The organism is Saltatorellus ferox (assembly GCA_007751475.1).
GTDB lineage: Bacteria > Planctomycetota > UBA1135 > UBA1135.
The window spans coordinates 4,195,420-4,214,233 of sequence record CP036434.1 but is presented as its reverse complement, the minus strand read 5'-3'; the positions used below and the strand labels follow the sequence as shown (position 1 = coordinate 4,214,233).

General features: G+C 67.0%; 14 protein-coding genes. 8 read left to right on the top strand and 6 right to left on the bottom strand.

What is annotated here, in order from left to right; translation table 11 throughout:
* Positions 1-21 precede the first annotated feature (21 nt).
* The 5 genes from Poly30_RS14990 to Poly30_RS14970 all read right to left on the bottom strand — a co-directional run bounded on the left by Poly30_RS14990 (position 22) and on the right by Poly30_RS14970 (position 4,589).
* Entirely contained in the window at positions 22-1,008 is a 987-nt protein-coding gene (locus Poly30_RS14990; protein WP_145198660.1) for a hypothetical protein, read from the bottom strand.
* Positions 1,009-1,124: 116 nt separating this feature from the next.
* Entirely contained in the window at positions 1,125-2,006 is an 882-nt protein-coding gene (locus Poly30_RS14985) for a PhnE/PtxC family ABC transporter permease (protein ID WP_145198658.1), read from the bottom strand.
* Complete coding sequence (locus Poly30_RS14980) at positions 2,003-2,881, bottom strand: PhnE/PtxC family ABC transporter permease (protein ID WP_145198656.1); 879 nt, start codon at positions 2,879-2,881, stop codon at positions 2,003-2,005. Before Poly30_RS14980 ends, Poly30_RS14985 begins: the two co-directional genes overlap by 4 nt.
* Before the next feature lie 5 nt (positions 2,882-2,886).
* Positions 2,887-3,675 (bottom strand): phosphonate ABC transporter ATP-binding protein, encoded by a 789-nt coding sequence (locus tag Poly30_RS14975; protein WP_419190209.1) that lies wholly within the window; start codon positions 3,673-3,675, stop codon positions 2,887-2,889.
* The gene (locus Poly30_RS14970) at positions 3,672-4,589 is read right to left on the bottom strand and encodes a putative selenate ABC transporter substrate-binding protein (RefSeq protein WP_145198654.1); all 918 of its coding nucleotides are present in this window, start codon (positions 4,587-4,589) and stop codon (positions 3,672-3,674) included. The genes Poly30_RS14975 and Poly30_RS14970 overlap by 4 nt, the downstream gene beginning before the upstream one ends.
* 166 nt (positions 4,590-4,755) lie before the next feature.
* Here Poly30_RS14970 and Poly30_RS14965 point away from each other — a divergent pair, with 166 nt between their 5' ends.
* From Poly30_RS14965 to Poly30_RS14935, 7 genes are all read left to right on the top strand, one after another.
* Positions 4,756-5,454: a (2Fe-2S)-binding protein gene (locus Poly30_RS14965; protein ID WP_145198652.1), complete on the top strand. Its 699-nt coding sequence runs from the start codon at positions 4,756-4,758 to the stop codon at positions 5,452-5,454.
* Positions 5,451-7,622, top strand: a complete 2,172-nt coding sequence (locus Poly30_RS14960) for a xanthine dehydrogenase family protein molybdopterin-binding subunit (protein ID WP_145198650.1) — start codon at positions 5,451-5,453, stop codon at positions 7,620-7,622. Before Poly30_RS14965 ends, Poly30_RS14960 begins: the two co-directional genes overlap by 4 nt.
* Positions 7,622-8,602, top strand: a complete 981-nt coding sequence (locus Poly30_RS14955) for an FAD binding domain-containing protein (protein ID WP_145198647.1) — start codon at positions 7,622-7,624, stop codon at positions 8,600-8,602. The genes Poly30_RS14960 and Poly30_RS14955 overlap by 1 nt, the downstream gene beginning before the upstream one ends.
* Positions 8,603-8,652: 50 nt before the next feature.
* Complete coding sequence (locus Poly30_RS14950; RefSeq protein WP_145198645.1) at positions 8,653-8,898, top strand: hypothetical protein; 246 nt, start codon at positions 8,653-8,655, stop codon at positions 8,896-8,898.
* Positions 8,899-8,918: 20 nt separating this feature from the next.
* Positions 8,919-9,677, top strand: a complete 759-nt coding sequence (locus Poly30_RS14945) for a hypothetical protein (protein ID WP_145198643.1) — start codon at positions 8,919-8,921, stop codon at positions 9,675-9,677.
* Positions 9,678-9,769: 92 nt separating this feature from the next.
* Positions 9,770-12,349 (top strand): endopeptidase La, encoded by a 2,580-nt coding sequence (lon, locus tag Poly30_RS14940; protein WP_419190208.1) that lies wholly within the window; start codon positions 9,770-9,772, stop codon positions 12,347-12,349.
* Complete coding sequence (locus Poly30_RS14935; RefSeq protein ID WP_145198641.1) at positions 12,346-13,572, top strand: hypothetical protein; 1,227 nt, start codon at positions 12,346-12,348, stop codon at positions 13,570-13,572. Before lon ends, Poly30_RS14935 begins: the two co-directional genes overlap by 4 nt.
* On the opposite strand, the gene Poly30_RS14930 is transcribed toward Poly30_RS14935, so the two are convergent.
* A complete protein-coding gene (locus tag Poly30_RS14930; RefSeq protein WP_145198639.1) occupies positions 13,562-16,435 on the bottom strand; it encodes a DUF5060 domain-containing protein in 2,874 nt (957 codons plus the stop codon). The two genes, Poly30_RS14935 and Poly30_RS14930, sit on opposite strands and share 11 nt — an antisense overlap.
* A 514-nt stretch (positions 16,436-16,949) precedes the next feature.
* Between Poly30_RS14930 and Poly30_RS14925 the strand changes: the two genes are divergently transcribed.
* Positions 16,950-18,809, top strand: a complete 1,860-nt coding sequence (locus Poly30_RS14925) for a ribonuclease R family protein (RefSeq protein WP_145198637.1) — start codon at positions 16,950-16,952, stop codon at positions 18,807-18,809.
* Positions 18,810-18,814: the final 5 nt, after the last annotated feature.

The following is an 18,814-nucleotide window of genomic DNA, read 5'->3' as shown; positions in this document are numbered from 1 at the left end:
GGGCTGGCTCCGGATCTTGCCTTACTGGAAGGTCAGCGAGAGGCCGTCGGTGAAGTTGGAGGTCGTCATGCCGCCCACGGCGTCGCGGTGCCAGGCCTGGAAGTTCCAGGTCTGTCCGGGCAGCGCGGGGACAATGACGGTGCCGGTTGGGATCTGCCCCAGGTCAGGGGTGAGTGAGAAGCTTCCGCCTGCGCCGCTCGACTGGGTCTGGCCCGGGAACACGAAACGTCCGATCGCCCCGGCAACGCAGAGGTTGCCCGCGCTGCCCGCCGGGTTGGCGACGAAGCCCTGCGTCATGCTGGTGATGAAGAAGCCGAACGCGTTCGTGGGTAGATCGCTGGCCGTCAGCGTCAGGCTGTTGTCCGCGGCCACGAAGCTTCCGGAGGCCGACATCACGCCGGTCGCGCCGGTGCTGTTGGGAGCCGCGGTGCAGTAGTTCGTGGCGCCCCCGGGCACGGAGACCGAGACGTCATCGACGAAGAGCTCCGAGGTGCTGCCGATGTTGGCGCCGGTGACGACGGCGAACTGAAGCGTGACGCCGCCGCTGACGTCGGAGCCCGCCGTCGCGGTGAAGGTGAAGGTCTGGTAGCTGCCGGTCAACGGAAGCGGAGCGCCGCTGAGGATCTCGCTGGAGGAAACGCCGCCCCCGGCGATCTCCGAGAAGAACTCGGCGAACACGACGCCGCCAGCGGCTCCGCTGCCCTTGGCGGAAAACGTGATCGTGACGACGTCGCCCGTGGCGACGACGCCAGCGCCGAGGTTGGCCTGCTTGATGACGGCCGCCGAGGCCTGGTCGTCATTGAAGACGGTGCCGGCGAAGGTGCCGGTGTTCGCGTCCATCGTGACGTCGAAGGTGGAATTCGGCGTCGGGAACGAGACCCAGGAACTCGTGTCGCCAAGTTCGAAGTCGCCGTTGACCGCGAGGTTGGTCTGTGGAGCGGCCATCGCAGCGTTGAGGGAGGCCGAAGCCAGGAAGCCCGCGAGGGTGGTGAGAAGAGTCTTGTTCATGGGGAGGCTCGGGTTCGTCGTATGACGCAGTGGAAGGAGACGCTCTGGAAGGAGATCGGAGTCAAGAACCCTACGCCGGGGACCACCAGGGCGCCAGTCTCCTTCCATCGGCGGCCTCAGGACGCGTCGCGGACGGCCCGGCGGGCGATCCACGACGCCAGGTCGGCGCTCAGCACGATGATCGCGCCCATGCCGAAGGCCAGCAGCATCTCGTCGTAGTGCCCCGCTGCCCGGGCCTGGACGATCCAGTGCCCGAGAGAAACGAACCCGAGCATGCCCAGGACCGTGGACTCTCTGACGCAGGTCTCCAGGCGGTAGAAGAAGTACGTCAGGAAGCGCGGGAGGACGGCAGGGAAGAGCGCGCCGACGGTCGCGACCAGACGGCCCGCGCCGGCGAGGTGCCAGGCGCGCGCAGCGCGCTGGTCGGCGTTCTCGAGGGTCTCGCCGTAGAGACGGCCAAGGATGCCACCGTTGTGAATCGCGAGCGCGAGGATGCACGCCCAGGCCGCGCTCGGTAGGAGCGCGCCGAGCAGAAACGCCAGCATGTATTCGGGGACGGCGCGGCAGAGCACGCAGCCGAGTCTTGCGAGGAAGGAGACCGCGCGGCGAGGGCGTGACGATGCGCCTGGACCCGAGCGTGCTGTGAGCGGCGCGAGGCACGCGCCCGCGAAGGACGCGAGGATCGCGGCCACGATCGCCACGGCCAGGGTCGCGGCGGCGGCGGAGAGGTAACGGCTTGCGACGAGATCCCGCGCCCAGGCCCACAGCGCGCCGAGCTTCTCGGCGCCAGCGGCGTCGCGCACGGCCGGCGGCATCGCATCGACGCTGAGAAAGCGCACGAGGTTGTCGGCTCGACGCGACTGAAAGAGGTCGGTCGCGTCCACCGTTCCGCCGACCCAGGCCAGAAGCGCGGTGCCCGCCAGCACGGCCGCCGTCCAGCGCAGGAACGGGCTACGCTCGCGCGCTCGCCGGAGCCGCTCGACGTCTTTGGCGCTCAAGAGAGCCTCCTGCGCACACCGCGGCTCCAGGCTTCGACGAGAACGACCAGCGCGATCAGCGCGTACAGGTACGCCCAGACCTCGCGTAGCTGGTAGTTTTCGAACGACTGAGCGACGTACAGGCCGATCGTCGGGTAGCCGAAGAACCCGAGGACCGCGGCCGAGCGGATCGCGCACTCGAAGCGATAGAAGGCGTAGCTCAGAAGCTCCGGGAGCGCCGCAGGCAGCACGCCGACGAGCAGCGCCGCCCAGCGACCCGCGCCGGAATCCTGGAGCGCAGCCGCCGGGCTCTTCGACGTCTCGTCGATCATCTCCGAACCGACCTTGGCCAGCGTGCCCGCGAACGGGATCGCGATGGACACCACGGCGGCGGCGGAGTTCAGCCCGAGCGCCGCCAGGAAAAGAACGGCCCAGAGCAGCTCGTGCAGCGAGCGCATCAGCGCGATCAAGATCCGCACCGCGACCTGGACGATGCGCGCAGCGGGACTCCCGCCCGAGCGTCTTCGAAGCTGCCAGAATCGATCCGACGCGAGCACGCTCAGGAGAAGGCCGAGGGGCAGCGCGAGCGACATCGCGCCCGCTGCGAACAGCACCGTGCGCCACAGCGCCCCGAGGATTCTCCAGGGAAAGGCCGGCGTCCCGGGCGGCACTTCGTTCTCGTAGCCGAAGGCGGGGTGAACGGCTGCGCCGAGGAGATCGCCGCCAAGATTCCAGCCGGCGTCGCGCGGCCAGAGTCCTGCGAGGTCGAGCCCGAGGTAGCGCGCGGACACCACGCCCGCCGCTGCGATGAGCGCGAGCGTGAGCGCGCGCGCACCGAGGGGGAAGCGCCGAATCGGTCCACCGGCGTCGATGGTGGAGGTCGAGCGAATGGCCATCGCGGCTACGAGTCGCCCCGCACGATGCCGTAGAGATCCTCGAGTGCTGCCGGCGTCAGCGCCTCGTGCTGGCCGCTTTCGGAACGCGATGAGTCGAGGACGATCCGGCCCTCCCGGAGGCCGATCACGCGATCGAAGTAGCGGCCTGCGAGGCGCTCGTCATGCACGCTGGTGACGAGCGTCGCGCCGCGCTCCTCTGCGAGATCGATCAGAAGCTGGATGACGTCGCGGCTGCGCGCAGGATCGAGCGATGCCACGGGTTCGTCGCAGAGGAGCAAGCACGGCTCCTGGAACAGAGCGCGGGCGATGGCCACGCGCTGCTGCTCTCCGCCGGAGAGGCGGTCGGTCCGGCGGTACAGAAGCTCGCCGATGCCGACGCGCAGCAGTGCTGCGTGCACGGCTTCGACGTCGGCTCGGGAGGGGAAGTAGACGGAGCGGAGTCCTCGAAGGGCCCCATAGCGTCCGAGGCGGCCCGCGAGGACGTTCTGCAGCACGCGCAGGACGGGGACGAGAGCGTGGTCCTGGTGGATGAACCCGGTGGCGGCGGCGCGCTGGGCCCGTGTCACCCCGCCCATGTCACGAAGCGCGCCGCCAGTCGGCTCCAGCGCACCGGCGAGCAGTCTCAGCAGCGTGGTCTTGCCCGCTCCGCTCGGGCCGATGAGCGCGACCGTGGAGCCGGGCTCCAGGGTCAGGCTGACGTCCTCGAGCGCCGCCTTCCCCGGGAACGCGACGGTCACCTCCTCGAGTTCGAACCCGATCCCGCCGGCCGGGGATTTCCTGGAGCAGATCGTCACCGACCGATGATTCCGAGCTCACGGCAGATCGCCTCGATCCGGTCGAAGTCGCTGTTCTGCGCGGCGATCAGCCCGTCCGGGCGCTGAAGCGCGTCGAGCAGCACCGGGTCCGTGATCGACGTGAGCGCTTCTTGCAGCCGATCCGTGAAGCCCTTGCCGAACTTGAAGTCGACGTCCGGGTGGGCGGTCCAGTTGTAGTCGGCGTAGGGCGGCGTCTCCCATATCTTGAGGCAGAGCTCCGGGTCGAGTTCACCCGCGTCCACCATGTTCTCGTAGGTCTGGAAATTGAGCACCCCCGCGTCATACACGCCCTGCTCGACGTTCTTGGCGACGATGGCGTGCTTGCCGCCATTCAGGTTGACCTCGCCGAAGAACTCCTCAGGGGTCTTGCCGGTGATCTCGCGCAGGAAGTGCTCCGGCATCACGCGCCCCGAGGTCGACGCGGCGTCCCCGAAGGTGAAGCGTTTGCCCGCAAGTTCCATCGGAAACTCGGCTCGTGGCGCGAGGCCCGCGCCCTGGTGGGCGACGAAGTAGGAACGGAACTGGGGGTCGATGGTGCCGAAGGCGATGGCCCGGGCGCCGGGAACGGCCGCCCGCGCCTGGACGCCCGAGACGCCGCCGAACCAGGCGAGCTGGACGTCGCCGTTCTTGAACGCCTCGACGGAGGCGGCGTAGTCGGTGACCGCCACGTATTCCACCTCGACGCCGAGGACCTCGGAGAGGTGGCTCGCCACCAGCCGGTACTTGGGGTCGAGTTCGGTGGTCTTCGAGTCGGGGAGCGCGGTGATCCGGAGAGCCGGCGGCCGCGACTGTGGCGGGCCGCAGGCGGAAAGAAGCTGGGAAGCGACGACGAGCAGAATGACGCATCCGAGCGCGGGCAGCGCGGACGTCCATGACCTCAGGGAAAGTTGCATGGACGAACGGTCCGCAAAGACGTGATCGGGGTCAAGGGCGGGTTATGACTCTGTGAGTCTCTATTACATGGGGCCGCCGATCTGGCGATTGCCGAACGCGACTCTTAGGATGGAGCCCAGCCCGCGGCCCGACATTTCTCGGGTCCTGCCAGGCGACCTATCTCCAATGACAGAACCCCAGTCCGAGGGCGAAACACGCCCGGTCCAGACCGCTTCTGCGCTCTCTCGCCGATCCTTTCTGAAGGGAGCCGGGGGGGCCGCTGCCGCCAGCGGCGTCCTCGCGGCCCGCGCTGGCGCCGCCCAGGAGACCGCGGAGTCGAAGGGCGCCACCACCGTCTCCGGAGCGACCGAGATCGAGCTGACCGTGAATGGTCAGGTCCGCCAGGTCACCGTCGAGCCTCGAACGACGCTCCTCTCGGCCCTTCGCGATCGCATGGAGCCAGCTCTGACCGGAACCAAGCTGGTCTGTGATATGGGCTCCTGCGGCGCCTGCACGGTGGTGGTGGACGGCAAGCCCGCCTACAGCTGCCTGACCCTCGCGGTCCAGTGCCAGGGCAAGGCCGTCACGACGGTCGAGGGCTTCGGCTCGCCCGAGGCGATGTCCGATGTCCAGGACGCGTTCTGCGAGAAGGACGGACTGATGTGCGGCTTCTGCACGCCTGGCTTCATCGTGGCGACCCACGCGGCACTCGATCGCAAGCCAGACGCGACCCTCGACGAGCTGAAGTACGAACTCTCGGGGAACTTCTGTCGCTGCGGTACCTACCCGCACATCTTCGACGCCGCCCAGGCAGTGCAGGCGTCCCGCGCCCGATCCGGTGAGAGCCAGACGTCAGGTGATAGCCAGAAGGAGGGCGGGCGATGAGCGTTCAAGACGAGCCGAAGACGACCGAGCCCAGCTGGGGCAAGCGCGCAGACCTTGACGTGCTGAACCGCGATATCCGGCGTATCGACGGACCGGACAAGGTGACCGGTCGCGCGATCTACACGCACGATATTCGCCTGCCGAACATGCTGCACGCGCGCATCCTGCGCCATCCGGTGCCGCGTGCCCGTATCAACGCGGTGGACGTGGAGGCCGCGCGCAGGCTCCCGGGCGTCGTGCACATCCACATCGAGAAGGAGCCGGGGACCGAGGTGCGCTACTCCGGCGATGACTCCGTGATCGCGGTCGTCGCCGCCGAAACGCCCGAGGCGGCCCTCGACGGCGTCCGGGCCATCATCGTCGATGCGACGAACCTGGAGCCGGTGGTCTCGCCCGAGGCCGCGAAGAAGGCCGATGCGCCGCTGGTCAACTACTCGCGGGGGGCCGAGAGCAACGTCACCGGCGCGTCGGAGTCCGGCGACCGGAACGAGATCGAGAAGATCTTCGAGGGCGCCGCGGCCGTGGGCGAGGTGAACATCGATATCCCGGTGCAGCATCACGTTTGCCTGGAGACCCACGGGCACGTCGTCGATCCGATCGAGCGCGACGGGTTCGTCCATATCTACGCCTCGACGCAGAACGTCAGCGGTATGCCGGGCCAGTTCCGCGGGCCGCTGGAGCGGGACTCGGACGGGATCCGGGTGCTCACGCCGCACATGGGCGGCGGGTTCGGCTCCAAGTTCGGCCCCGGGCTCGAGGGAGCGCTCGCGGCGAGGATCGCGCGGGAAACGGGCCGTCCCGTGCACCTGATGCTTTCCCGACCGGATGAGTTCACGATGGCGGGCAACCGCTCGGGCTCGCGCCAGCGTCTCCGTCTCGCGGCCGACGAGAGCGGCAAGTTCATCGCCGTGGACCTCGACGCGGAGAAGCTCGGCGGCCAGGGCAACGGCTCGCTTCCCGGCGCGCCGTATCGCTACGACGTCGACAACGTCTCCAGCAAGATCGTCTCGGTGAAGACGGCGACCGACAGCAACCGCGCCATGCGGGCTCCGGGGCATCCCCAGGCGGCGTTCGGCATGGAATCGGTCATCGACGAGGTCGCCTACGCGCTGGGAATGGACCCGATCGAGATCCGGAAGCGGAACCTCCAGTCGCCGATCCATCACCGCCAGCTCGACGCGGTCGCGAAGGAGATCGGCTGGGCCGATCACCCGAACAAGACGCAGCACGGCTTGCCGGAAAACGGCATCGCGGTCGGCATCGGCTTCGGTGTGGCAGGGTGGGGGCCGGGTGGCCGCGCTTCCCAGTGCGATGTCACCGTGAACCCGGATGGTCGCGTCGTTTCGGCGACCGCGACCCAGGACCTCGGCACCGGCGCGCGGACGTACGTCGCGGCGATCGTCGCCGAGGAACTCGGGCTCCAGGTCTCCGACGTCACGGCGCGGATCGGCGATAGCCAGCTTCCGCCGAGCGTGGCTTCGGGCGGCAGTGTGACGACGGGCAGCTCGGCGCCCGCCATCAAGGACGGTGCCCACCAGATGCGAGAAGCGCTGGAGGCCAAGCTGGAACCGGTACTCGGGGCGCCCGTGGGCGGCTACGAGTGGAAGGACGGACGCGTGCGCGTCAAGGGCGGCGGCGACGACCAGTCACTCAGCTGGAAGGCCGTCTGCGCGCTGCTGCGTGAGCCGCTCACCGTGCGCGGCCAGTTCAAGCAGTCGCTCTACCGCGGAAATATCCACGGCGCCCAGGCGGCGAAGATCGAGATCGACGTCTTCACCGGCCGCATCAAGGTGCTGAAGATGGTCGCCATCCAGGACCAGGGACTGCCGCTCAACCGCATGGCGCTCCGCAGCCAGATCAACGGCGGCATGATCCAGGCGCTCTCCTACGGGCTTCTGGAGGAGCGCGTGTTCGACGAGCAGGACGGCTATCTCCTCTCGGAGAACCTCGATCACTACAAGATCGCGGGCTGCCAGGAGATGCCGGAAATGATCTCGTTGATCGACGACGAGGACGAGCGCGAGTCTGTCTGCGGGATGGCGGAAGCCACCATCATCCCGGGTCACTGCGCGATCGCGAACGCGATCTACAACGCGTGCGGCGTCCGCCTCACGAAGATGCCGTTCACCCCGGCCCACGTACTCGAGGCCCTCTACGGGAAGATCTGATGCAGCCCTTTGATTTGAAAACGCCGAAGACGCTCGACGAGGCCATCGCCGAGCTTCCGCAGGAGCGGTCGCGCACCGCCCCCCAGGTGATCGCGGGCGGTCAGGACATCCTCACCGTGATGAAGGACGATATCGCGGCGCCGTCGGCGCTCGTGGAGATCGGGGGCCTCGACCTCGGAGGCATCGAGACCGCGGCCGACGGGAGCCTCCAGATGGGAGCACTCGTCACGATCCAGGAAATCGCGGACGACGGGAGGATCGCGGAGCGTTTCCCTGCGCTCGCGGACGCGGCGAAGTCGATCGCGAGCCCGCAGATTCGCAGCCACGCCACGATCGGCGGCAACCTGAACCAGAAGCCGCGCTGTCCGTACTATCGGCACTCTGCCGTGAGCTGCTTCAAGAAGGGCGGCAACGTCTGCCTCGCGGAGTTCGGCTTCAACAAGTACGCGGCGATCCTCGGTGGGGGACCCTCGTACTTCAGTCATCCGTCGGACATGGCGACGGCGCTGATGCTCTACGGGGCCGTCGTGACGGCCCAGGGGCCCCGCGGCGTCCGCGAGATCGCGCTGTCGAACTACTACCTCTTGCCCGACATGGCCCTCGATCGCGAGAGCGTCCTGGAGTCGGACGAAATCATCACGAAGATCACGGTTCCGGCCCCGAGGGCGGGCCTGCGATCGACCTATATGAAGTTCAAGGAGCGTGCCTCCTACGACTTTGCTCTGGGAGCGGTCGCCGTCTCGCTCATGCTCGATGGAAACACGATCCAGGAGGCCAGCGTTGTGCTGGGCGGGGTCGCTCCGACCCCGTGGCCCTCGCCGGAGGCCGCCCAGGCACTGATCGGGAAGGAGATGGGCCCCAACGCCTGGAACGAGGCGGGTGAGGCGGCGATGGCGGAGGCCGTTCCGCTGGAGCACAACGGCTACAAGGTTCACCTGATGAAGGGTGTGCTCTATCGCGCGCTGGAGCAGCTCGCTTGACCCCTCCGGACTTTCCCTCGTCATTAAGCAACCCACACGGAGCAGCACCCATGACCCCTGGCCACCCGACGGGCTCAAAACCCCTTGTCAGCCCCTATTGCCAGCATCTTTCCTCGAAGAAGCTCATGATCGCCGAGAATCCGCCGATGGTCGATACGGACGTTCTCGATGCGAGCCAGCATTGCTGGTGCGGGGTGACCTATAAGGTTCTCGGACCCGACGGCTATCAATGCGAGCCGTCGGAGTGCCGGAAGGGCCGCGACTGCTTCGAGTCCCCTCTGGCGGACCTCCTGTAACGCGATCACCTGACATCATCATGAAGTGGACACTCCTTGCTCTGACCGGTGCTGGCGCCCTCGGCGCGGGCTACCTGGGTTTGGGGGCCATGCGGCCCTCCTGCGACGGCGGCTCCTGTGAGACGCCCGAGGTACGGGCGGCGCACCGGCTGGTTCCTGCTTTGGTCGCGGGCTCGTCGAAAGCGCCGGAAGGCGTGTACCTGGAGGCCCGGGACGCGACGGTCTGGGGTGGAGCTTGCCACATCAGCTCGGAAGCGGTTTCGGGCGGCCGGCGCGCGGCGCTCGGCTGGTCGTTCACGGGCGGCAGCCACGATGGCGTCGACCTCGCCGGGACGCAGGTGGTGGCGGTCCTCGAGGGAAGCTGCAATCTCCAGGGCGGCGAGGTGTTCGCCACCGGGGAGAAGGCCGAGGTCTCTTCGCAGATCTGGGTCGATGCTCCCAGCGAGCTGGTGCGCAACGCTGCGCTCGCGTTCGTCACGCAGATCGCGGACCTGGGTTCGATCCTCGACGTGCACCTGGCCGAGGTCACGGTCGACTACGAGAACGATCAGTTCGTGATGGGGGTGGAAGATTCGCTCAGCGTCAAAGGCGAAGCTCTTCCCGATAGGTCGTGCTGCACGATGCCGGAGTCGCGCTGGTACGAGCCGCTCGCCGAAGTCGACGAGTCGGTGGTCGGCAACCCGCGTGAATGCCGATTCGAAGGCGTGGCGGGCTCGCTCGGGCGCTGGAGCTTCGAGGGCGAGAACAGCGTCTTCGTGGCCTCGATCGCCAGCGAATAGACAGGCCGGAAAGCTCCCGCTGACCGTGTTCGGATCGCCCGGTTCGATTAGGCTCTTTCCAGCGCCTGATCGAACCGGGTCGCTTCATTTTTATGGCAGAGAAGAAGACGTCGAAGAAGGCCAGCGCCCGCAAGAAGCCGGCCATTCGCAAAAAGCCCGCCGCCAAGAAGCCTGCCGCGAAGAAGCCCGCCGGGAAGAAGCCCTCCGGGAATAAGGGAGCGTCGAAGCGCAGAGGGGCGAAGAAGTCGACGTCGCGGAATCGCGCCGGCCAGATGAGCGACGATACGGAAGAGCTCGTCATCGTTCCTGTCCGGAACATGATCCTCTTCCCCGGGGTGGTCCTCCCGCTCATGCTCGGGCGTGAGCGATCCGTGATCGCCGTTCGAGCTGCGGTGGCCGAGGAGCGCGAGATCGGTCTCCTGCTCCAGCGCGACGAGCGCGAGGAGACGCCGGGCCCCGACGACCTCTACCAGGTAGGGACGGTCGGCGACATCATGCGCTACTGGACGGCGCCCGACGGACGTCACCAGGCGATCTGCCAGGGCCAGTCGCGCTTCGAGGTCGTCGAGTTCGTGGCGACCGACCCGGTGCTGATCGCGCGCGTCCGCCGCATCGAGGAGGTCGAACGTCCGTCGAGGGCCCTCGAGGCTCGCTTCGTGGCGCTGAAGGCGCGCGCCCAGGAGGTGCTCGCCATGGCCCAGGGTACACCCGAGGACCTCGAGCAGGCGGTGCAGGGCATCGAGTCCCCGGCGATGCTGGCGGATCTCGTCGCGACCTTCCTGGACATGCCCGCGTCGGAGAAGCAGGAACTTCTGGAGACCTTCGATCTCAAAAAGCGTCTCGATCGACTGCTGGAGGCCCTCGGCGAGGCGCACGCCGTCCTGGAGCTCAGCATGAAGATCCGCCAGGACACGAAGGAGACGCTCGACAGCGCCCAGCGGGAGTACTACCTGCGGGAGCAGCTGCGCCAGATCCAGCGAGAGCTCGGTGAAGGCGATGATGTGGTTTCCGAGATCCAGGAGCTGCGCGAGCGAGTCGATGAACTCGACCTGACCGAGGACGCCGAACGCGAGGTCCGACGCGAGCTGCGCCGCCTGGAGAGAACGCCGGAGCAGGCGGCGGAGCACTCGATGCTGCGCACGTGGCTGGAGGTCTTCACGGAGCTCCCCTGGAACGAGCGCAGCCGCGACCTCGTCGACCTCGACCGCGCCCAGGAGGTACTCGACGCGGACCACCATGGACTCGAGAAGGTGAAGCGCCGGATCATCGAGTTCCTGGCCGTGAAGAAGCTCAACCCCGAGGGCCAGGGCCCGACGCTCTGCCTCGTCGGCCCTCCCGGCGTCGGCAAGACGTCGCTGGGGCAGAGCGTGGCGCGCGCGACCGGCCGTGAGTTCGTTCGGATCAGTCTGGGCGGCACCCACGACGAGTCGGAGATCCGGGGCCATCGGCGCACCTACGTGGGCGCCATGCCGGGGAAGATCATCGAGGGGCTCCGCAAGGCCAAGACCCGGAACCCGGTGTTCCTGCTCGACGAGATCGACAAGCTCGGCCAGGGCATGCACGGGGACCCCGCGTCCGCGCTGCTGGAGGTGCTCGATCCCGCTCAGAACGGCACGTTCCAGGACAACTACCTCGGCGTTCCTTTCGACCTGTCGGAGGTGCTGTTCATCGCGACGGCCAACGTGGAGGAGAGGATTCCGCATCCGCTGCACGACCGTATGGACGTCATTCGCCTGGCCGGGTACACCGAGGAGGAGAAGCTCAGCATCGCGAAAGAGCACCTGTTCGCGCGGCAGCGTGCGGCGGCGGGGCTCAAGGCGTCCCAGCTTCGGATTTCGGTCGCTGGCCTGAAGGAGATCATCTCCAGCTACACGCGTGAGGCGGGCGTCCGGGAGCTGGAGCGCAAGATCGCCGCCGTGTGCCGGCATGCCGCCACGAAGTTTGCCTCCAGGCGCAGGAAGCTGATGTCGATCGGGCCGGACGAGGTGCGAGAGATCCTCGGCCCCGAGCGGCGCGAGCACGAGGTGGCCGATCGAACCGCCCAGCCTGGCGTGGCGACGGGCCTGGCCTGGACGCCGGTGGGGGGCGAGATCCTCTTCATCGAGGCGGCCGCCAGCCCCGGCAAGGGTGAGCTGCGTTTGACGGGTCAGCTCGGCGATGTGATGAAGGAGAGCGCCTACGCGGCCATGACCTTGATCCGGACCCGAGCGGCCGCGCTCGGGATCGACGCGGAGATGCTCGCGAAGTCGGATGTCCACATGCACATTCCCGCCGGTGCCGTGCCGAAGGACGGTCCCTCGGCCGGCGTGGCGATCACCGTCGCGCTCGTCTCGCTGTTCACGGGCCGCCGTGTCCGTAGCACGGTAGCGATGACCGGCGAGATCAGTTTGAGGGGGCGGGTCCTGCCGGTCGGTGGCCTCAAGGAGAAGACGCTGGCAGCCCTGGCTGCGGGCATCAAGACCGTGCTGCTCCCCGCGAAGAACATGGCCGACCTCATCGAGCTGCCTGAGTCTGCGTCGTCGAAGCTCACGTTCCAGCCGCTGGAGACGATCGATGAAGCGCTGGAGGCTGCGCTCGAACCCGCGAAGTCCGCGGGGGCGAAGAAGGTGACCGGTCCGTCTTCCCGTGCCCGCAAGGCGAGTGGCTCGAAGGCGACTCAGCCCCGATCATGATGCTCTGCGTCACGCTGGCGGCGCTGGCGCTTGCGGCTCCTGACCCGATCCTGAGTTCGGCTCCGGCGGTTTTGCCCCACGTGGGCTCCTATTCGCTCTCGGAGATCCACGTCCGTCGTCACGCGGTCCAGGTGCAGCTGCGCTGTCAGGTCCTGTCGCTCGGCGAGGTCATCGGGCCTTTCGATCCGGATCTCGACGGCAACATGGAGCCCGGGGAGCTGGAGGCCCACGTGGACGCCATCGCGAGCTACATCGCGGAGCACTACCGCGTCGTGCCGGGGGCGGAGAGCCTGGAGGCGGCTGCGGATCCTGGACGGGCGCTGAAGGTCACGTCGTCACTGGTGGTGGAGGCGCCACCTGCGCTCGACCCCATGAACGAGGTCTCCCAGTGGATCGACGTCGTCCTCGACTTCTCCGTTCCCGAGGACCAGGAGTTCCGCAACCTCGGCGTTTACCTCGATCTCTTCCAGGTCACCAGCCCGCAGCACCGTGACTCGTCGGCGGTGGTCTGGAACGGCCTGGAGCTGTCTGCCTGGCAGTTCGCCGCTGGGTCCGAGGCCCACGTCTTCGAAGCCACGGACGAGATGCTCGCACGGAACGAGCATCCGATCCTTCGCTTCGCCCGAGCGGGCGCGCTCCGTGCGACTCGCGCGCTCGACGTGGTGCTCCTCGTTCTGCTCTTCGTGGCCGCCGCTCGCCGCGGTTCTCGCGGGTCGGCGCTGCTCTCGGCGGGGCTCTTCCTGGCGTTTGCGGCGGCTGGGATGGTGCTGGCGCCGAGGGCCGATCTGCTGCCCCAGCACGTGCGCTTTCTCCAGCTCACCGTTCCGCTGGCGCTCAGCTACGTGGGGCTCGATGATCTCCTGCACAACCGCGGCCGGACGCGCATTCTCGAGACGTCGGTCTTCGGGATCGCGCTGGGTGGGCGAGAGGCCACGCGGCTCGCTCCGGACCTGAGCCGTGAAGCCGGCGCTGGGGAGCCGCTCATGGGCTTCGCCCTCGGATGGACCGTGGTCCTCTTCGCTTTCGCCGTGGCTCTGTCCTGGGTCCTCATGGACCGCAGCGCCTCCAGGGAAACGGTGCGGCGCGTGGAGGAAGGACGGAACGAAGAATCGCCCGCCGAGCTCGCCTCTGGAGCGTACTCCGCGCGACCCCTGCGGGCGACTCTCGATGTCGCCGCGATCGGCGCTGGGCTCTGGTTCTTCTGGGTCGCCTTCAGGGCATGATTCGGAACGGAATGACGTTCGTCGAGAAGTCGTAGGGCTGGGTGACCACGGCGACGTGGTACATCGTCAATCCGACAAGACCGGAGACGTAGGTGGGATCCAGCTTCACGTCCACCGAAGCGGCGCCGTCGGCGTCCAGCGTGCCGATCTGATTGTCGAACACGCGGTGGTTCACGTCGCTCAGGCCGTAGCGAGTCCAGCGATCGAAGTCGATCGCGATGCGGTTCCCGCCGAGGAGGAAGCCGCCGCCGCTCGTGGAAAGGCTGGAGAGCAGGAAGTAATTGCGGCCTGCGAAGGAGCTCCCGAGTCGCAGCTCTAGCTGCTGGACGGTGCGCCCTGAAACCGAACCCTGGGTGGTTCGCGACCAGAGAGGTGCCTGCGTTCGTACGAGCGCGACCCAGTCATCCGATGCGTTCGCGGGAGGCGGACCGATGTTCTTCCAGCCGCCGCCGACTCCCAGCGGGACGCGTGAGCCTTCGAAGGCACCAGTACGCGGGTTGAACCACTCCACGAAGTAGAGCCCGGTGTTGCCTCCCAGATTGACCTGACCCGTGGCCGAGGCGTTCGGGTAGTAGATCGCGTAGATCTCGCCGAGCTTCGCGAAGACCTCCGCGCCGCCGTAGGCCCCGTTCTCGTTGCGGACGAGTCCGTCGTTCGGCGTCATGTCCCAAAACGGCAAGTTCTGCTCCATGAACGAGCGAGCGTGCTTGACCGATCTCCACATCTCCTCGCGCGTCCCGAAGTCCTCGACGCTCAGGTCGCCTCCGAGGGGGAGCGCGTGGTAGCCGAAGTAGAACTCCACGCCGCCACCGCTGAAGAGCGCGTCGTAGAGGATCTGCTTGCGCGTCAACGTGGCGTTCTGATCGGTCAGCCCTGTTTGCCAGGGACCTTGCTCATCCGCGTCGACGATCCAGGGCCTTCCGGTCTGGGCGGTCCACTGCCTGACGGCTTCGACCTGGCCCGCTGCCAGGTTCGGGTCGAACTGCAGGGAAGCTCCATCGAAGTCCGGGTTGGCAGCCAGCGCCTGGAAAAGCGCGAGGTCGTTCGGGTTGTTGTGAATGGAGATCGTGCTGTCGTTCGCATCGATCGTGCTGATGTAGCTCGCAAACTGCTGCAGCATCGAGACGCTGAAGTCGTTCTCCTCGCAGATGTTCCAGCGGATAGCCGGGTGATGACCGAAGCGTGCGATGAGCTCCCGGTAGTAGAGCCTGCGCTCCGTTCCCAGGGTTCCGTTGTCCAGCCAGGCCTCGTTTTCGGGCTCGGTCTCGTTCATGACGAGCGACAGCGAAATCCCGCAGCGCTGCGCGTGCTCGAAGATCGTGTTCCACTGGCGGAGACGGCTCGTGTCGTAGTGCAGCTTCTCGAAGCTTCGGCGGCGCGGCCCGAGGAAGGGGTAGACGTCCTTTCCGTCGCCCCCGAGGTTCATCACCATCATGAAGAGGGAGTTGACGCCCTGCTCACCGAGGTAGTTCAGGGCTCCAATGACGCCCTTGCCGTCCTCTTCGCCGCCGAACGGGTCGAGCACGGGGTCGCCTGGGTTCCAGTCTGCCCTGTGCGCTGGGTAGCTGTGAAGCAGCCCCTCGCCACCGGACTTGGTGACGTCGTCGCATGCGCGGATGGCGAGGAAGTTCTCCGGACCGTTCGCGCCAGCCTTCAGGAAGTAGCCGCCGTTCTCGAAGCGCCGGTAGTGCTTGCCCGACGACATGAGCTTGCCGACTCGATAGAAGCCGCGCTCGTCCCCGCGGACGCCGCCGACCTCGAACGTGATCGTCTTGCCGTTGATCGGGGCCAGCGGCGTTCCTGCTCCAGGGATCAAAGAGATGGCCACGTCAGCACCGGCGTGCATGCTCGCGACGGCTGTCCACTGTCCCAGCGTGGGAGGCACGAAGCGAACCTTCCACAGGTTGCCCACGTCACCGGACGCTCCGTCAGCATCGAAGAAGCCAGGGACGCGGAAGGTCTGCCCTCCGGGACCCGTGAAGGTGACGCTGAGCCGGTAGTCGAGGAAGGGGTTGGGACTCTCGTCGGTTTCCGAGGCCCAAGGACCGCGGAAGGTCAGCTCCATGGGAGCGGACATGCAGGGTGCGGCAGGGGCAATGACGTGGGACCCGTCGCCGTCGGATCCCGCGTGGTAGCCCGGATCGCGCACGAGGAAGGCGGCGGCATCCACGTCACCGGACAGGAAGCGGAGTCCCGTCACCGCGTCACCGGGCTGCACCGGGGAGCCGTTCGGGCGTTTCAGATCCTCGAACCGAAACGCCAGCCCGTGGACGAGCGAGCCGCCGTTCGGGCCCCCCGTGACGGTGACGGCCGTGGGGGTCCAGCCGCTGAGGGCTACGGGCGTGCCGACCGTCCCGTTCGCAAATCTGGCGCTGACCTGCACGGCGTCGTTGCCGCCGACCTCGAAGAGGAAGAAGTCGGCCGCCGGACCGCTGCCCGGTGACCAAGGGCCAATCTCGACGTTCCAGGCGCCCGTCGTGTTGTTGCGAATGAAGTACGACTCGAGATTCCGCCCGTCCACGCTGCGGATGGTCGAGCCCCAGGGGTGGTCGAGGATGGGGCCCGACGAGACGCCTGAGCGGAGGTCGGAGCGAGGTACCGTGGTTCCTCCCGATTGGATGGTCTCGATGTAGCTACCCCGCAGCGTCACCGTGACCCCCTCGGCGGTGGCCGTCTGGGCGGCGATCAGCACCAGACCTGCTGTCGCGATGATCCTCCGCCAGGGGGCCCGCTGCCGTCCAGCCAGAGCAGCCAGAGCAGGTAGAGCAGACAGCGCCGGTCGAGGCCCTTCGCCGGATCCGTCCTGATGTTCGGCCGAAGTTCCGGGGCGAGAGGCGGGCGTCAGGATCGTTGGAAGCGTCATGTTCGGATCGGAAGGGGGGTCTGCGAGGTTCAGAACTCGGGGGGAGAGCGGCCAGGCAGGTGGGTCGTCGAGACGAAGACGTCGAGACGTTCCGTGGTGTGGGTGCCGAAGAGCTGGCAGAGCACCGTGGCTCAGGTCAGTGATCCAGACGCTGGATCATCGATGGGGATGGAATGGGCGAGCGAAAGTCAGGGGTGTGCGGTTCTGTCGCGGGGCCTACGCCTGCGTCATTTCCTGGGGCCCGGAGTCCCTCGCATAGAAACGAGTTCAAATCCGGGTGAAAAGAGCGTCGCTCAAGGACGCCAAAACAGGCGAGCAGCATCCAGAAGAAAGCTCGCGAGATATGTGGGCTGTCTCATACTGCCCGCATCGCTATCTGGAGATCGAGCCTCCAGCTTGCGGGGGGCCATATCTCGGAGCGCTCGACCCATCGGTTCATCCTGCGGGTGACCCGGTCGAGGCTGTGGCGCATATCCATTGGGGCCAAGCAACGGCTTTGGCGTAACCTCCTCCCATGGGACAGTCGAACAAGGGCCGACAAGGCGATGGAAAGAAGGCGTCCGGCTTCGGAAGCTTCGGCGATCTGAAGAAGGCACTCAAGGGTGACGATCCCGAAGCTTCTGGCGACGTGAGTGGCGATTCATCCAGTGCTGAGGCGCAGGGCGGTGCCGAGCAGGCGAAGATCGCCGCGCGCGGATGGACTCTCGAGACCGACGACGGCGAGGAGTACGAGCTCGACGAGGCGGACCTCGAAGGGCTCCCGGACCCGGATTCAGCGATCCCCGCTCGAATCTCCCGCCGCCCCGGCGCCTTCGGGCCCATGGAGCACGGCCCGAAGTGCTACGCAGACGTTCATTCGGAGGAAATGGATCTCGTCAAGTCTTTCAGGCTACGCACCGTGTTCCCCGATGACGTCCGCTCGGAAGTCGAAGGGCTGCCCGAGGATCCGCGGCCCAAGGACTTCGAAGGCCGTCGCGACCTGCGAGGCGAGACGATCTTCACGATCGACGGTGCGGACGCGAAGGACTACGACGACGCGATCGCGATCCGGCCGCGGGATGGCGGCGGCTATCACATCAGCGTGCACATCGCCGACGTCAGCCACTACGTACGACCGGGGACGGCGCTGGACGACGAGGCCCTGTCGCGCGGAACGAGCGTGTACCTGCCGGACCAGGTCATTCCGATGCTGCCGGAGAAGCTCTCCAACGGGCTCTGCTCGCTCGTTCCCCATCGGGACAGGCTCGCGTTCTCCGTCTTCATGGAGTTCGACGAATCGGGCGAGCGCGTCTCCTCCAGCGTCGCCAAGAGCGTGATCAAGAGCGTTCACCGCAACGACTATCGCATCGTCCAGGAACTCCTCGACGGCGTCGACTCCGAAGAGACTCGGGAGATCGAGTTCCTGCGCGAGCCGTTGGAGCAGTTCTCGGCCTGGACTCGGGTCCAGCAGCGCATCCGCGACGCCAAGGGCTCACTCCGGATCAACAGCAGCGAGAAGAAGTTCCTCTTCGACGAGAAGCACGAGGTCAAGGCGATCGTCAACGCGCCGAAGTACTTCTCGCAAACGCTGATCGAGGAAACGGCGCTCGCGGCCAACCAGGCCGTCGGCGACTGGTTCCGGGCCAAGGGTTTGCCGACGATCTACCGTGTGCACCCGGAGAAGGATCAGGAGGAGATCGAGCGCGTCGCGGCGATGCTCGCCAAGCATGGGATCCGGGTTCCGATCAAGGACCGACTCACCGGTCGCGACATCGGCCGGATGATCCGGCTCGCGCGCCGGAAGCGAAACGCGGAGGCGCTGGTCCAGCGCATCATGGGGCTCGTCGAGCGCGCGGTCTACGAGGTCAAGGACCACGAAGACGTGGCGACCCACTTCGGCCTCGCGCGCAAGGCGTACCTGCACTTCACCTCACCGATCCGCCGCTATCCCGATCTGATCGTCCACCGTTGGCTCTACGACGTGATGACGCGCGAGGTGGAAGCCGCAGAGGAACTGGGCACGCTCGCGCTGGTCGAAGATCTCAACGATACGGCCGCTCATTGCAGTATCCAGAGCGAAGCGGCTGGCATGGCGGAGATCGCCGTCAAGGATCTGAAGGTCTGCCAGTTCATGGAGCCGCGTATCGATCAGAAGTTCGACGCGAAGGTGATCCGCGTGTCCCGCGGAGGCATGGAGGTCGGTCTGCCGGAGCTCAACGTGAGCGGCTTTCTCCCGGCTCGATCCATCGGTGACAGGCCGCAGATCGATGGTGCCACGCTGAAGATCTCCGTCGGCAAGCGCATCCTGTCCTTCACCGAGGGCTACACCATTTCGGTGCTGGTGAAGGACGTGGACTTCCTGCGACTGCAGGTGATGTTCGAGCTCGCCAAGTAGCGCGC

Bases quoted from the DNA above. Each gene is read 5' to 3' on its own strand.
- Poly30_RS14990 (WP_145198660.1), bottom strand. From the start codon at position 1,008: ATGAACAAGACTCTTCTCACCACCCTCGCGGGCTTCCTGGCTTCGGCC.
- Poly30_RS14980 (WP_145198656.1), bottom strand. From the start codon at position 2,881: ATGGCCATTCGCTCGACCTCCACCATCGACGCCGGTGGACCGATTCGG.
- Poly30_RS14970 (WP_145198654.1), bottom strand. From the start codon at position 4,589: ATGCAACTTTCCCTGAGGTCATGGACGTCCGCGCTGCCCGCGCTCGGA.
- Poly30_RS14965 (WP_145198652.1), top strand. From the start codon at position 4,756: ATGACAGAACCCCAGTCCGAGGGCGAAACACGCCCGGTCCAGACCGCT.
- Poly30_RS14960 (WP_145198650.1), top strand. From the start codon at position 5,451: ATGAGCGTTCAAGACGAGCCGAAGACGACCGAGCCCAGCTGGGGCAAG.
- Poly30_RS14955 (WP_145198647.1), top strand. From the start codon at position 7,622: ATGCAGCCCTTTGATTTGAAAACGCCGAAGACGCTCGACGAGGCCATC.
- Poly30_RS14950 (WP_145198645.1), top strand. From the start codon at position 8,653: ATGACCCCTGGCCACCCGACGGGCTCAAAACCCCTTGTCAGCCCCTAT.
- Poly30_RS14945 (WP_145198643.1), top strand. From the start codon at position 8,919: ATGAAGTGGACACTCCTTGCTCTGACCGGTGCTGGCGCCCTCGGCGCG.
- lon (WP_419190208.1), top strand. From the start codon at position 9,770: ATGGCAGAGAAGAAGACGTCGAAGAAGGCCAGCGCCCGCAAGAAGCCG.
- Poly30_RS14935 (WP_145198641.1), top strand. From the start codon at position 12,346: ATGATGCTCTGCGTCACGCTGGCGGCGCTGGCGCTTGCGGCTCCTGAC.
- Poly30_RS14930 (WP_145198639.1), bottom strand. From the start codon at position 16,435: ATGACGCTTCCAACGATCCTGACGCCCGCCTCTCGCCCCGGAACTTCG.
- Poly30_RS14925 (WP_145198637.1), top strand. From the start codon at position 16,950: ATGGGACAGTCGAACAAGGGCCGACAAGGCGATGGAAAGAAGGCGTCC.